The sequence below is a fragment of the Rhodococcus sp. Eu-32 genome (assembly GCF_003336925.1).
Classification (GTDB): Bacteria; Actinomycetota; Actinomycetes; order Mycobacteriales; family Mycobacteriaceae; genus Rhodococcoides; species Rhodococcoides kyotonensis_B.
In genome coordinates, this window is the sequence record NZ_QGNK01000003.1 from 272,828 (window position 1) to 285,484 (window position 12,657).

13 protein-coding genes are annotated in these 12,657 nt (G+C 66.1%); 6 read left to right on the forward strand and 7 right to left on the reverse strand.

The window, feature by feature from the left end; genetic code table 11:
- Positions 1-128: 128 nt before the first annotated feature.
- The gene (gene glsA / locus DK926_RS06380) at positions 129-1,955 is read left to right on the forward strand and encodes a glutaminase A (protein ID WP_114329678.1); all 1,827 of its coding nucleotides are present in this window, start codon (positions 129-131) and stop codon (positions 1,953-1,955) included.
- Between the two features lie 28 nt (positions 1,956-1,983).
- Here glsA and DK926_RS06385 read toward each other — a convergent pair whose 3' ends face one another.
- Both DK926_RS06385 and DK926_RS06390 read right to left on the reverse strand, forming a co-directional pair.
- Positions 1,984-2,742: an anti-sigma factor gene (locus DK926_RS06385; protein WP_068424445.1), complete on the reverse strand. Its 759-nt coding sequence runs from the start codon at positions 2,740-2,742 to the stop codon at positions 1,984-1,986.
- Complete coding sequence (locus tag DK926_RS06390; protein WP_114329679.1) at positions 2,739-3,488, reverse strand: sigma-70 family RNA polymerase sigma factor; 750 nt, start codon at positions 3,486-3,488, stop codon at positions 2,739-2,741. Before DK926_RS06390 ends, DK926_RS06385 begins: the two co-directional genes overlap by 4 nt.
- Positions 3,489-3,613: 125 nt before the next feature.
- On the opposite strand from DK926_RS06390, the gene DK926_RS06395 reads away from it, so the two are divergent.
- A complete protein-coding gene (locus DK926_RS06395) occupies positions 3,614-4,576 on the forward strand; it encodes an ATP-binding cassette domain-containing protein (protein ID WP_207890755.1) in 963 nt (320 codons plus the stop codon).
- The gene (locus DK926_RS06400) at positions 4,573-5,412 is read left to right on the forward strand and encodes an ABC transporter permease (RefSeq protein ID WP_114329681.1); all 840 of its coding nucleotides are present in this window, start codon (positions 4,573-4,575) and stop codon (positions 5,410-5,412) included. Before DK926_RS06395 ends, DK926_RS06400 begins: the two co-directional genes overlap by 4 nt.
- A 2-nt stretch (positions 5,413-5,414) precedes the next feature.
- Here the strand turns inward: DK926_RS06400 and DK926_RS06405 are convergent, their stop codons facing one another.
- Positions 5,415-5,942, reverse strand: coding sequence for a CGNR zinc finger domain-containing protein (locus DK926_RS06405; protein ID WP_165839516.1), 528 nt, complete (start codon positions 5,940-5,942; stop codon positions 5,415-5,417).
- Between the two features lie 25 nt (positions 5,943-5,967).
- On the opposite strand from DK926_RS06405, the gene DK926_RS26590 reads away from it, so the two are divergent.
- Positions 5,968-6,117: a hypothetical protein gene (locus DK926_RS26590; RefSeq protein WP_165839517.1), complete on the forward strand. Its 150-nt coding sequence runs from the start codon at positions 5,968-5,970 to the stop codon at positions 6,115-6,117.
- A gap of 3 nt (positions 6,118-6,120) precedes the next feature.
- Here the strand turns inward: DK926_RS26590 and DK926_RS06410 are convergent, their stop codons facing one another.
- The 3 genes from DK926_RS06410 to DK926_RS06420 all read right to left on the reverse strand — a co-directional run bounded on the left by DK926_RS06410 (position 6,121) and on the right by DK926_RS06420 (position 10,453).
- Positions 6,121-7,113 carry an iron-siderophore ABC transporter substrate-binding protein gene (locus DK926_RS06410; protein ID WP_207890756.1) on the reverse strand — a complete coding sequence of 331 codons (993 nt, stop codon included), beginning with the start codon at positions 7,111-7,113 and terminating at the stop codon, positions 6,121-6,123.
- A gap of 62 nt (positions 7,114-7,175) precedes the next feature.
- Positions 7,176-8,441 (reverse strand): TRAM domain-containing protein, encoded by a 1,266-nt coding sequence (locus tag DK926_RS06415; RefSeq protein ID WP_114329744.1) that lies wholly within the window; start codon positions 8,439-8,441, stop codon positions 7,176-7,178.
- Positions 8,442-8,455: 14 nt separating this feature from the next.
- Positions 8,456-10,453, reverse strand: coding sequence for an APC family permease (locus DK926_RS06420; protein ID WP_114329682.1), 1,998 nt, complete (start codon positions 10,451-10,453; stop codon positions 8,456-8,458).
- 164 nt (positions 10,454-10,617) lie between these two features.
- Here DK926_RS06420 and DK926_RS06425 point away from each other — a divergent pair, with 164 nt between their 5' ends.
- Positions 10,618-11,283 (forward strand): TrkA family potassium uptake protein, encoded by a 666-nt coding sequence (locus DK926_RS06425; RefSeq protein ID WP_207890757.1) that lies wholly within the window; start codon positions 10,618-10,620, stop codon positions 11,281-11,283.
- 42 nt (positions 11,284-11,325) lie between these two features.
- Positions 11,326-11,994, forward strand: coding sequence for a TrkA family potassium uptake protein (locus DK926_RS06430; protein WP_114329683.1), 669 nt, complete (start codon positions 11,326-11,328; stop codon positions 11,992-11,994).
- 1 nt (position 11,995) lies between these two features.
- On the opposite strand, the gene DK926_RS06435 is transcribed toward DK926_RS06430, so the two are convergent.
- A complete protein-coding gene (locus DK926_RS06435; RefSeq protein WP_114329746.1) occupies positions 11,996-12,565 on the reverse strand; it encodes a DUF3159 domain-containing protein in 570 nt (189 codons plus the stop codon).
- Between the last annotated feature and the right edge of the window lie 92 nt (positions 12,566-12,657).

Here is a 12,657-nt window from a genome sequence, read left to right on the forward strand (position 1 = left end):
CCTGTCGCGAGCGAAGCCCTCGACAACACGTTCCAATCGACAATACTGTGGTCTGCTCGGTGCGCCCAACCACGGATGGCGCGTCCGTGGTCACATCGAATCCCGTAGCTGCAGCATAGGGTTGCCTCATGACGACCGTGGTCGACGACATTCTGCACCGCATCCACGAGGCGTGCCGCGACGAAATCTCGGGCGCCGTGGCCGATTACATACCCGAACTGGCCGCGGTGTCCCCCGACGGCTTCGGAATCGCGCTGGCCACGAGCGACGGGTACGTCTACGAAATCGGCGACACGCGCGCGCCGTTCACCATTCAGTCCATCTCGAAGCCGTTCACGTACGGTCTCGCGCTCGCCGACAACGGGGAGGACGCGGTCGCCGCGAAGATCGACATCGAGCCGTCCGGCGAACCGTTCAACGAGATCAGCCTCGACCCCGTCACCGAACGTCCGCGAAATCCGATGATCAACGCCGGTGCCATCACATCGGCATCGCTGATCCACGGTCGGACTGCCGAGCAGCGCTTCGAACGCATCAGAAAGGCCTACTCGCGGTACGCAGGACGCGAACTGACGTTCAACGACGCCGTGTACCGGTCCGAGGCGAGAACCGGTCATCGGAACCGCGCGATCGGGTACATGCTCCGGTCGTTCGACATCATCGCCGGCGACCCGGACGAGGCCGTCGACCTGTACTTCCGTCAGTGTTCCATCGACGTCACCGCCGCCGACCTGGCGATGATGGCCGCGACCATGGCCAACAACGGCGTCAATCCGCGAACAGGTGAACGCGCCCTGTCCCCCGTCCTCGTCGAGCGAGTGCTCAGCGTCATGACGACCTGCGGAATGTACGACGGCGCAGGCGACTGGGTCGCGAAAGTCGGTTTGCCCGCCAAGAGCGGGGTCGGCGGCGGGGTACTTGCGGTCCTGCCGGGCCAGATGGGCATCGCCGTCTACTCGCCGCGCCTGGACGGACACGGCAACAGCGTCCGCGGGGTGGCGGCGTGCCGTCAGCTCTCTCGCACGCTGGAGCTGCACTTCCTGCACGTGCCCCGCGCCGCGGCGTCGGCGGTCCGTGGACGCTACACCGTCGCGGAGGCCCCGTCGCGTAAACGGAGAAGCGACATCGAGCAGGACGCGCTGGCCAAGTTCGGTCACCGCGCGCGGGTGTACGAACTGCACGGCGATCTGCTGTTCTCGGGCGCGGAGACCGCGGTGCGCGAGATCGGAACGTTGGACGAGGACCTCGACGCACTCGTGCTCGACGTCCGGGGCGTCGACGACGTCAGCGACATCGCGCGCAGCATGTTCGACGACCTGCGCACCCAGCTCGCCGCAAAGCGTTGTCACGCGGCGTTCGTCGACCCACGAGGCGTCCTGGGTCATGCGTCGTCCAGCATCGATCCGAAGGACCCCGGTGGACGAGTGTTCGGAGACATCGGCTCGGGCATCGGATGGGCCGAGGAACTGGTGCTCGACCGATACTGCGTGGGCCCGCGGCAGCCCGTGAGGATCTCGGCCGTCGAACATCCGGTGTTGGCCGGACTCACCGAGGAGCAGTACGCGCGGGTCGAGGCAGTGATCGACACCAGGCACTACGCAGCGGGCGACGTCATCGTGCGGGCGGGCGACCCCGCTGCCGGTCTGTTTCTCGTCCTCGTCGGGGAAGTCAGCTCCACCTACGACACACCCGACGGATTCCATCAGCGGATCTCGACGCTGTCCCCCGGCATGAGTTTCGGAGAGATGCCTCTGTTGGCGAACACACCGTTTCTGCTGAATTTCCGCGCCGACACCGACCTGACCGTCGCCGTCGTGACCGTCGCCGATTTCCACGCGCTCACCGTGGACGCGCCCGCGACGAAACTGGCCGTGCTGGGCAACCTCGCCGCGGGTGCGTACGCCCAGATGAACATCGCCATCAAGTCGTTGGGACAGTTCGGCGTCGGCAGATGACTCCCGACGCCGAACTCTCTCGTGCGGTCTAGGCCGTCAGCGACACCATCGTCAGCACCTCGGTCGGCTGCGGTGAACCACCCGCAGGCTCGAGCGAGAACGCGAAGTTGGTCGACGCACCCATGCCGTCGATGACGGTGTCTCCGTCGCCGGACAACTGATCCGCAGTCACCAGACCCACCGATCGCGGGGTCCCGTCCACGAACCACATCTGGTAGTCCTTGCCCGGCTCGGGAGCCGGAACGCCGTCGAGCTTCACGACGACCGAATCGGACTCGCGCGAATACGAGACGGTTGCCGTTCCGCCACCGGGGAATTCGGCGACGGCCTCGCGCGCATCCGGGGCCGCGACGATCTGCTCGGCCTGCGTCGGCGTCGGCTCGTTCTGCAGCACCTGGGTAGCCACGACGACGCCACCGACCGCGACGACCACCGCTGCCGCAGCGGCCATCACCGTGGTGCGCCACTTGGACTTTCGACGTTCGCGATGGCCTGCCATGCTCGTCACGTTCGACTTCTCGCGCGGAGTCGGCGCCGCCTGCGGAGTGTTCGGAATCTCGTCCAGCACACGGGTTCTCAGCTCCGCCGGGGGTTCGACTGCGTCGAGCACCGACACCAGAGCCAGCGTTTCCTGGATCTCGCTGACGAGGATGTTGAACTGAACGCGGGCCGTGTCGTCGACGGACCGCAGGTCGTTCTCGATCTCGGCGTGCTCGGCCTCGCTGACCGCGTGCAGGGCGTACACCTCTGCCGCGTCGAGCAGCCGTTGTCGGGATGCGTCGCTCATGAGGGTGTCACCCCCAGACATGTCTTCAACTTGATCAGTCCATCTCTTATTCGCGATTTGATGGTGGGCACGGCCACTCCGAGCCGCTCGGCCACCTCGCGGTAGGTCCATCCGCTGTAGTAAGCCATTCGTACCGACTCGCGCTGCGTATCGGTCAGTGTGTCGAGGCACGCAACCACGGCCTCGGATTCGAGTCGCTGCGTCACCGCTTCGAGCACCTCGTCGTGTTCCGAGGACTGGCTGATCGCCCCGTACGCCGCCTCACGATCGGTTCCCGACTGCTCGGACCTGACGCGGTCGACGGCACGTCGATGCGCCAGCGTCATGATCCAGGCGAGCGGACTCCCCTGGGCCGGGTCGTAGTTCGGCGCCGACCGCCAGATCTGCAGGAACACCTCCTGAGTCGTCTCCTCGCTGTACCCCGGGTCGCGCAGAACCCGCAGCACCATGCCGTGCACCCGAGCCGATGTGGCGTCGTACAACTCGCCGAAGGCGCGCTGATCTCCAGCGGCGACGGCGACCATCAGTCGGCGTAGACGTTCGGCCTCGTCGGCGCGCAGATTGCGTAGCTGCGCGCTGGGCACGGCACAGGCGGGACCGTCGCCGCCCTCGGGTGTCGACGGGTTCTCTTCTGAGCCTGGCATTCCCTGATACGGCGAACCCTGGCTCGGGTTGCTGCTCACCGGAACGAGGTCCCAACTGCTTCGACTCTGATCGCGTTCATTGATCAAGAGAGTAGTGCTCATATTGCCTTCACACCGAAACCTCCGCGTTTTCCCGCCGCACAACACATTCGGTACATGTCACGAAATGGATGGCCGACCGGGAAATTCATTTGCGGAACAGCGTGAACTCGGACAATCTTGGACGAATGGGACACGAGGCGGCAATCGAGACGTCAGGCCTGATCAAACGCTTCGGCGACAACGTCGCCGTGGATGGAATAGACCTACGCGTCCCGTCGGGCGGGGTGTACGGCGTGCTCGGTCCGAACGGCGCGGGCAAGACGACGACCATTCGGATGCTCGCGACGCTGCTACCGATCGACGGTGGCACCGCGCGGGTACTCGGTCACGACGTCGCCGCCGAGCCCGACGCGGTGCGCAGCAAAGTGTCCCTCACCGGGCAGTTCGCGTCGCTCGACGAGGACCTCACCGGCACCGAGAATCTGGTGCTGCTCGCACGCTTGTACGGCTATTCTCGCCCGGCCGCCCGCTCGCGGTCGGACGAGCTGTTGTCGGCCTTCGGCATCGCGGATGCCGGTGGGCGACAGGTGAAGACCTACTCCGGCGGTATGCGTCGACGTATCGACATCGCGGCGAGCATCATCGTCACCCCTGAACTGATCTTTCTCGACGAGCCCACCACCGGCCTCGACCCCCGCAGCCGAAATCAGGTGTGGGAGATCGTGCGCGCACTCGTCGCGGGCGGCACGACGGTCCTGTTGACCACCCAGTATCTCGACGAGGCCGACCAGCTCGCAGGCCGCATCGCGGTCATCGATCGCGGACAGGTCATCGCCGAGGGCACCACGAGCGAACTGAAGGCGTCCGTCGGCGCGGGATCGCTGCACGTGCGCGTCTCCGATCCCCTGCAGCGTGACGCCGCAGCGAGGGTCCTGCGCACGATTCTGCGTGAGCAGGTCGTCGAGGAAGCAGATCCTGCGGCTCTGTCGGCACGTCTCGAGTCGACGTCGTCGGTCGCATCGGCTCTGCCCGCGTTCGAGGAAGCGGGAATCGGTATCGCGTCGTTCGCCATCGGCCAACCGAGTCTCGACGAGGTCTTCCTCGCCCTGACCGGACACACCACCGACACCACGGAGCGTGCGTCATGACTACTTCCCCCACCGAGATCGCGGCGTCGACCGACGCGGTGTCCGACGTCCTTCGGGCATCGGGTCCCCGACCCGCGAGGCCGTCCGCTCTGTCCACGTCGCTGTCGTTCGGGTGGCGCGCGCTGCTGAAGATCAAGCACGTTCCCGAGCAGCTGTTCGACGTGACGATGTTCCCGATCATGTTCACGCTGCTGTTCACGTACTTGTTCGGCGGAGCGCTGGCCGGGTCGACGAGCGCCTACATCCAGTTTCTGCTGCCCGGCATCCTGGTGCAGACGGTCGTCATGATCACCATGTACACCGGCATCACCATCAACAAGGACATCGAGAAGGGCGTCTTCGACCGCTTCCGATCGCTGCCCATCTGGCGTCCGTCGCCGCTCGTCGGTGCCCTGTTCGGTGACGTCGTGCGCTACTCGCTGGCGTCGGTCATCGTGTTGATTCTCGGCCTGATCATCGGTTTCCGGCCCGAGGGTGGCGTCGTGGGCGTCGTCGCGTCGGTCGTGCTGTTGCTGGTGTTCTCGTTCTGCCTGTCGTGGGTGTGGACGATGATCGCAATGATCGTCCGGACCGAGGCCGCCGTCATGGGCGTCTCGATGTTCATCCTGTTCCCGCTGACGTTCGCCAGCAACATCTTCGTCGATCCACAGACGATGCCGGGCTGGCTGCGCGCTTTCGTCGAGGTCAACCCGGTCAGCTTCCTCGTCACGTCGATTCGGTCCCTGATGGCAGGCGAACCCGACTCCTCGAAGCTGATGGTCACCGCGGTGATGTGCGCCGGATTCCTGGTGATCTTCGGGCCGCTGACGATGCGTCTCTACAACCGCAAGACCTGACGTCAGGCACGCGACGCGGCTCGTGCGCGGTGGCGCCGAACCGCGTCGCGGTTGGAACACGCTGTACCGCAATAACGTTGGCGTCCGGTGCGCGAGACGTCGGCGAAGATGTTCGAACAGCCCTCTGCCGCACAGCGTCCCAGCCGCGTCATCCCGCGCGTCGTCAGGTGCAGTGCGGTACCCACACTCACGAGCGCCCTGATGACTGCGCCGAGCGGGATGTTCGGGTCACGATAATGCATGTGCCACCCGTCGCCCGCGTGGTCGGTGAGGCGTGGATAAGCCGATGCGCGGGCGAGCATCCCGTTGAGGATGTCCGCGCGTGCCTCGTCGGTCGTCGCGTCGACGACGGTTGCCCATTCACGGAGGAACTGCATCGCGTCGGCGAGATCGGCGTCGGTCGGCTCGGTGTCGACGACGAGCCCTCCGTCGACGCAGCGCCGTCCGAGTTCGGCGGCCGATTCAGGCGGCGTGTTGTAGAGGTCGACGCCCAGTTGCACCGCATACGTTCCGTAAGGGTTGATGTGCATAAGCCCATTACAGCACAGTGGGCGTATGACCACACACGACCACACCTGGACCACCACGAGCCGACACGACACCAGCGAGGGCCGCATCAGCTACCAGCACTGCGCCTGCGGCGCCCAGCGAATCCTCGCTCCGGCGTATCCGGAGCGCGCACAGCTCGCCGTCGTCCTGCCCTGATGCCTACTGCTGGAGTCTGTCGGCGAGCAGCGGAACGACCTGTTCCACCGCGTACTGCAGCGACAGCACAGAACTGGTCGAATACGACTTCGCGACGACGGGGTCGTCGAACACCAGCGACCGACCGTCCTGCACTGCCGGTATCGCCCGGAACAGCGGATTGTCGGTGACGTCGGACGGCGACGTCTGAATCGGAAAGATCACGACGAGGTCCGCGTCGAGCAGGCCGAGCTCCTCGTCGGAGATGGGCACCGAGAACCCCTGCGGCGGTAGCGCATCGATCGTCGGATTGGACACGAACCCGAGCCTCTTCATGAACTGCATGCGCGTGCTGTCGGAAACGTATGCGCCGTAACCGGTTCCGCTGTACGCGCCGACGGTGATCGTCTTGCCGACGAATTCCGGATTCTGCTCCACAGCCGCGGCGAAATTCGCCTCGACCTCGGACAACAGCTCGGCTCCCTTCGCTGACTCGCCGAGTGCCGCCGACACCATGGTGACCTGTTGATCGAGCGAGGTCAGATAGTTGTCGGCACCCTCGGGCAGTGCGATGGTCGGCGCGATCTGCGACAGCCGGTCGTATCTGTCCTGGTCGCCGGAGCTCTTGGTATCGAGAATGACGTCGGGCTCGAGCGCGGCGACGGCCTCGTAGGACGGCTCCTGGGTGCCGATGATCTCGGGCGACGCGTCGTACAAGCCCTCTGCCCACGGCCCGACCCCATCTCCCCCGAACGCAAGCCAGTCGCTCGCACCGACGGGCTGGACACCGAGCGCGAGAGCGGTTTCCGCGTCGGCCCAGCCGAGAGCCACGACGCGCTGGGGCTTCGATTCGACGGTCACCTCGCCGAACTTGGTGTCGATCGTCACCGGGAAAGCACCCTCGGCGGACGCACCCGTCGGTTCGGGCGACTCACCGACCTCCGACGACGAGCACGAGACCACCGCGCCGACGGCGAGAACCGCTACGGCGAGGGTGGACAGGGACGAAGTTCGCATTCTGGACAGCACCCGCCCACGCTACGACACCCGGTGTCGCCGTGGGGGTGCCACGATTTCCGTCAGCGAACGAACAATCCGATGCATTCCACGTGATGGCTCAACGGGAACGCGTCGAACGCCCGCATGTCCGCGAACTCGAAACCCGCGGCTCGATACAACGCCGTGTCACGGGCGAACGATGCTGGATCGCAACCGATGTGGACCACCCGGTGGGCGTCCGTCGCTTCGATCGCCGACACCACGTCCTTGTCCGCGCCCGATCTCGGCGGGTCGAGGACGATGACGGATGGGGATGGAAGCGAGGCGACGACGCGTTCGACCCGGCCGGGAACGAATTCGATCTGCGGTGAATCGGCAAGTGCCGCAGCACCGTCCGCGGCTGCGCGACGGGAGAATTCGACACTGGCGACCCGACCCGACGGACCGACTGCGTCGGCGACGCTCGCCGCGAACACCCCGACTCCCCCGTAGAGATCCCAGGCCACCGAGCCCGCGGCAGCGTCGGCCCATTCGGACACGACGTCGCTGTAGACCTGCGCGGCGTTCCGATGGGCCTGCCAGAATCCGGTGGCGTCGAGTTCCCACTGCCGACCTGAGACGAACTCGTGCGGACGCCCGGTTCCCTCGACGACTTTCTCCGGACGTGGTCGCGACGCGGCTGCCCGACGTGCCGCAGCGCCGCGACGGCCCGGCGATCGACGACCTGTCCGCGACACCGCAGCAGGAGCGATCTCGACGACGTGGCGCACGTCGTCCCCGTCGACCGCGACGGCGAGTTCGCTTCCCGGACGCCATCGTTCGGCGTCGAGACCGTCGAGTGCACCCGCAACCACCTGTGGGCAGCCGAGATCGGTCACCAGCGTCGAGCTACGGAACCGGTGAAAACCGGCGCGGCCTGCGCCGTCGACACCCAACCGCACTCGCGTACGCCACCGGGTGCCGTCGTCGTCACCGGGGAGACCCTCCACGGTGACGTCGCGATCGATACCCGCGATTCGACGCAGTTGCTCGGCGACGACAGCAGCCTTCATCGCGCGACCGGCGTCGACGGTGGCGTGCGAGTAGTCGCAACAGCCCGAACCACCGGGTCCGGAGATGGGGCAGACCTGCGGGATCCTGTCCGGCGACGGCGAAACGATCTCGACGGCGTCCGCGCGGCAGAACGATCCGCCTCGATCCTCGGTGACCTTGGCTCGGACGACTTCGCCCGGCAGTCCGTGCCGGACGAACATCACGCGCCCGTCGTGGCGGGCGACGCAGAACCCGCCGTGCCCGGGTGGTCCCAGGGTGACCTCGATCGTGCGGCCGAACCAGTTCTCCGTCATCGACATCTGTCCCGTCACGACGCGTTCGGGGGCTCGTAGCCGCGACGGGACGCTCCCGGCGCGTTCTCGATCGACTCGCGCTTCGCCTTCTCGGACGAATGCAGCTGCCACGGCACGCTGGTGACCATCACGCCCGGCTGGAACAGCAGGCGGCTCTTGAGTCGCAGCGCACTCTGGTTGTGCAGAATCTGCTCCCACCAGTGTCCGACGACGTACTCGGGAATGAACACCGTGACGACGTCACGCGGCGAGTCACGGCGTACTCGCTTGACGTAGTCGAGCACCGGCTTCGTGATCTCGCGGTACGGCGACTCCACGACCTTGAGCGGGACGGTGACGTCACTGTCCTCCCACTCGCGGACCAGAGTGCGCGTATCGGCCTCGTCGACGTTGACCGTCACGGCCTCCAACGTGTCCGGGCGGGTGGCCCGTGCATAGGCGAGTGCACGCAGCGTCGGCATGTGCAGCTTGCTCACCAGCACGATCGAGTGCGTGCGGCTCGGCAGTACGCCGTCCCACTCCTCGTTCTCCAACTCGCGGGCGACCGTGTCGTAGTGGCGACGGATCATCCGCATCAACGCGAAGATCGCGACCATCGCGACGATGGCGATCCACGCTCCCGCGGCGAACTTGGTGATCAGCACGATCACCAGCACCGCGCCCGTCATCGCGAGACCGACACCGTTGACGATGCGGGAGCGGAACATGTGGCGTCGAACATCGGGGTCCTGCTCGGTGCGAAGCAACCGCGTCCAGTGCCGGATCATGCCGGTCTGGCTCAACGTGAACGACACGAACACGCCGACGATGTACAGCTGGATGAGCTTGGTCACCTCGGCGCCGAAGACGACGACGAAGGCGATGGCGGCACCGGACAGGAACAGAATTCCGTTGCTGAACGCGAGGCGATCACCGCGCGTGTGCAGCTGCCGTGGAAGGTAACGGTCCTGTGCGAGGACGGATCCCAGAACCGGGAAGCCGTTGAACGCGGTGTTGGCGGCGAGCACGAGGATCAGGGCGGTGACGATGGTGATGAAGAAGAACCCGATCGGGAAGCCCTGGAAGACGGTCTCGGCGAGCTGCGCGATGAGCGTCTTCTGGTGGTAGTCCGCGGGCGCACCGATCAGCTGCTCGTGCGGGTCGAGGGCGTACTTGATGCCGATCTTCTCGGCCAGAACGATGATGCCCATCAGCAGCGTGATGCCGATGACGCCGAGCATGAGCAACGTCGTCGCCGCGTTGCGTGATTTGGGCTTCCGGAACGCGGGAACGCCGTTGCTGATCGCCTCGACACCGGTCAGCGCCGCACAACCCGACGAGAACGCCCGTGCGATCAGGAACGCGAACGCGATCCCGTACAGATGTGAGTCCTCGGCTTTCAGCTCGAAGGACGCGGACTCGGCCTGCAGGTCCTCACCGAGAACAAACACTCGGACCAGACCCCATGCCAGCATCAGGATCATGCCGATCATGAACGCGTAGGTCGGGATCGCGAACGCCGCACCCGACTCACGGATGCCGCGAAGATTGATCGCGGTGATGAGCACGATCGCGACGACCGCGAACAGCACCTTGTGCTGCGCGACGAACGGTACGGCGGACCCGATGTTCGACGCGGCCGCCGAGATCGAGACGGCCACCGTGAGCACGTAGTCGACGAGGAGCGCACTGCCGACGGTCAGCCCGGCGTTCGGCCCGAGGTTGGTGGTGGCCACCTCGTAGTCGCCGCCACCCGACGGGTACGCGTGCACGTTCTGCCGGTAGCTCGCGACGACGACGGCCATGACGATGCAGACAGCAAGGCCGATCCACGGGGTGAAGGCATAGGCCGAGATCCCGGCAACCGACAGCACCAGGAAGATTTCCTCGGGCGCGTACGCGACGGACGACATCGCGTCGGAGGCGAACACGGGCAGTGCGATGCGCTTCGGAAGGAGCGTGTGACCGAGCTTGTCGCTGCGGAACGGCCTGCCGAGCACGAGCCGCTTCGCGGCGGTCGAAAGCTTGGGCACGGTGAGAGCCTAGGCGCTCGTGCCGAGGAAGCGAGTACCAGGAGCATCGAAACTTGAATTCGATGCCACCTCCGCTCGATTCGCGAGGCGTGGCCCGATACGTTGGTGCAGGCCGATGCGAACGCGCATCGACGGACAGTCGTGATCCGAGGGGAGCAGCAGCGGTGTACGTAGTGGTGATGGGGTGCGGCCGCGTCGGCGCATCACTGGCCGGCGCACTCCAGCGGATCGGCCACGACGTGGCGATCATCGACCGTGACGAGAATGCGTTCCTCCGGCTCGACCCGACGTTCGACGGGGTGCGGGTCGTCGGTATGGGGTTCGACCGTGACGTGCTGGTGAAAGCAGGCATCGAGAAAGCCGAAGCGTTCGCCGCCGTATCGTCGGGCGACAACTCGAACATCATCGCGGCGCGTGTGGCGCGGGAGACGTTCGGCGTGGACAAGGTCGTCGCCCGGATCTACGACGCGAAACGCGCGGCGGTCTACGAGCGTCTCGGTATCCCGACGGTGGCCACTGTTCCGTGGGCGACGGACCGGTTCCTGCACAACCTGTTGCGTGACGACCCGACCACGAAGTGGCGTGATCCGTCCGGCAGCGTCGCGGTGGTGCTCCTCGAGATCGACGACGGTTGGGTCGGCAAGAAGCTGTCGCTGCTCGAGGAAGCGACGCGCTCACGCGTCGCGTTCATCATCCGGTTCGGCACCGGACTCCTCCCGGACCGGAAGACGATCATCCAGGCCGACGACGAGATCTACGTCGCGGCGGTGTCCGGAACGGTGGCCGAGGCCATCGCCCTGGCAAGCAACCCGCCGCCGTCGGACGACTAGTCGTACGCTGGCCACATCAGCCTCGAGAACGAACGGGAACCCATGAGAGTCGCAATCGCAGGAGCCGGCGCCGTCGGCAGATCCATTGCCCGCGAGCTGATTCGCAGCGACCACACGGTCATGCTCCTCGAGCGCAAGCTCGACCACCTCGACCCCGACGCCATCCCCGAGGCCGAGTGGGTGCTCGCCGACGCGTGCGAGCTGAGACTGCTCGAGGCGTCGGCGCTCGAGACCTACGACGTCGTGATCGCCGCCACCGGTGACGACAAGGCGAACCTCGTCCTGAGCCTGTTGGCCAAGACCGAATTCGGGGTCAACCGCGTCGTCGCACGCGTGAACGATCCGCGCAACGAATGGCTGTTCGACTCGTCGTGGGGCGTCGACGTCGCGGTGTCCACCCCGCGAATGCTCGCCTCCCTCGTCGAGGAAGCGGTGTCGGTCGGAGATCTGGTGCACCTCATGACGTTCCGCAAGGGTCAGGCAAACCTCGTCGAGGTCACGCTCCCCGAGAACACACCCCTCGCGGGCAAGCCCGTCAAGAAGCTGTCGTTGCCGAGAGACGCTGCGCTGGTGACGATTCTGCGCGGAGGGCGGGTGATCGTCCCCCAGCAGGACGACCCGCTCGAAGGCGGCGACGAACTGCTGTTCGTCGCGTCCGTCGAGGTCGAGGGCGAGCTGCGTGCAGCGGTCGGACTGGTCCAGACGACCTGAATCACGCAGCCGACGCACGATCCGCGCGTCGCACAGCCCAGAACGTGACGAGCAGCGCGACGCCGGTGAGCGGCCACCCCATTCCGATGCGGGCGACCGCGAGCCAGCCGGTCTGGTCCGAATCGTAGAGCTGCGACTGCACGAGGTACCGCGCACCGAAGACGACCGCCCAGGCGAGCGTCGCGATGTCGTACGCGTACACCGACCGTCGGTTCGATCGCCAGGACGTGCCCCCACCGTTGAGGTATCCCCACACGACTCCGACGAGCGGCCACCGAGCGACGATCGACAGCACGAACACCGCGCCGTAGACGAGGCTGGTGTAGATGCCGAACAGGAAGTAGCCCTTGGCGTCTCCGGTTCGATAAGCGATGAAGGCACAGATACCGACGCCGAAGAAACCGGAGATGGCCGGCTGGATCGGGGTGCGCTTGGCGAGGCGCCAGATCGTGACGCCGAGAGCGACGGCGAGAGCGGCCCAGATCGCCACCGTCAGCTCGAACAGGCTGTTCGCCGGGACGAACACGATGACCGGCAGAGTCGACGACACCAGCCCGGACAGTCCGCCCATCTGCTCGAGGACGGTCTCCTTCTTCGCAGCCGCGTTCGTCGGCACAGGCGGCGCATCGACCTCCGGTGTCTGCTGTACTTCCGGGGCGTCGG

Bases quoted from the DNA above. Each gene is read 5' to 3' on its own strand.
- DK926_RS06385 (WP_068424445.1), bottom strand. From the start codon at position 2,742: ATGAGCGACGCATCCCGACAACGGCTGCTCGACGCGGCAGAGGTGTAC.
- DK926_RS06395 (WP_207890755.1), top strand. From the start codon at position 3,614: ATGGGACACGAGGCGGCAATCGAGACGTCAGGCCTGATCAAACGCTTC.
- DK926_RS06400 (WP_114329681.1), top strand. From the start codon at position 4,573: ATGACTACTTCCCCCACCGAGATCGCGGCGTCGACCGACGCGGTGTCC.
- DK926_RS26590 (WP_165839517.1), top strand. From the start codon at position 5,968: ATGACCACACACGACCACACCTGGACCACCACGAGCCGACACGACACC.
- DK926_RS06390 (WP_114329679.1), bottom strand. From the start codon at position 3,488: ATGAGCACTACTCTCTTGATCAATGAACGCGATCAGAGTCGAAGCAGT.
- glsA (WP_114329678.1), top strand. From the start codon at position 129: ATGACGACCGTGGTCGACGACATTCTGCACCGCATCCACGAGGCGTGC.
- DK926_RS06435 (WP_114329746.1), bottom strand. From the start codon at position 12,565: ATGGGCGGACTGTCCGGGCTGGTGTCGTCGACTCTGCCGGTCATCGTG.
- DK926_RS06430 (WP_114329683.1), top strand. From the start codon at position 11,326: ATGAGAGTCGCAATCGCAGGAGCCGGCGCCGTCGGCAGATCCATTGCC.
- DK926_RS06415 (WP_114329744.1), bottom strand. From the start codon at position 8,441: ATGACGGAGAACTGGTTCGGCCGCACGATCGAGGTCACCCTGGGACCA.
- DK926_RS06405 (WP_165839516.1), bottom strand. From the start codon at position 5,942: ATGCACATCAACCCTTACGGAACGTATGCGGTGCAACTGGGCGTCGAC.
- DK926_RS06410 (WP_207890756.1), bottom strand. From the start codon at position 7,113: ATGCGAACTTCGTCCCTGTCCACCCTCGCCGTAGCGGTTCTCGCCGTC.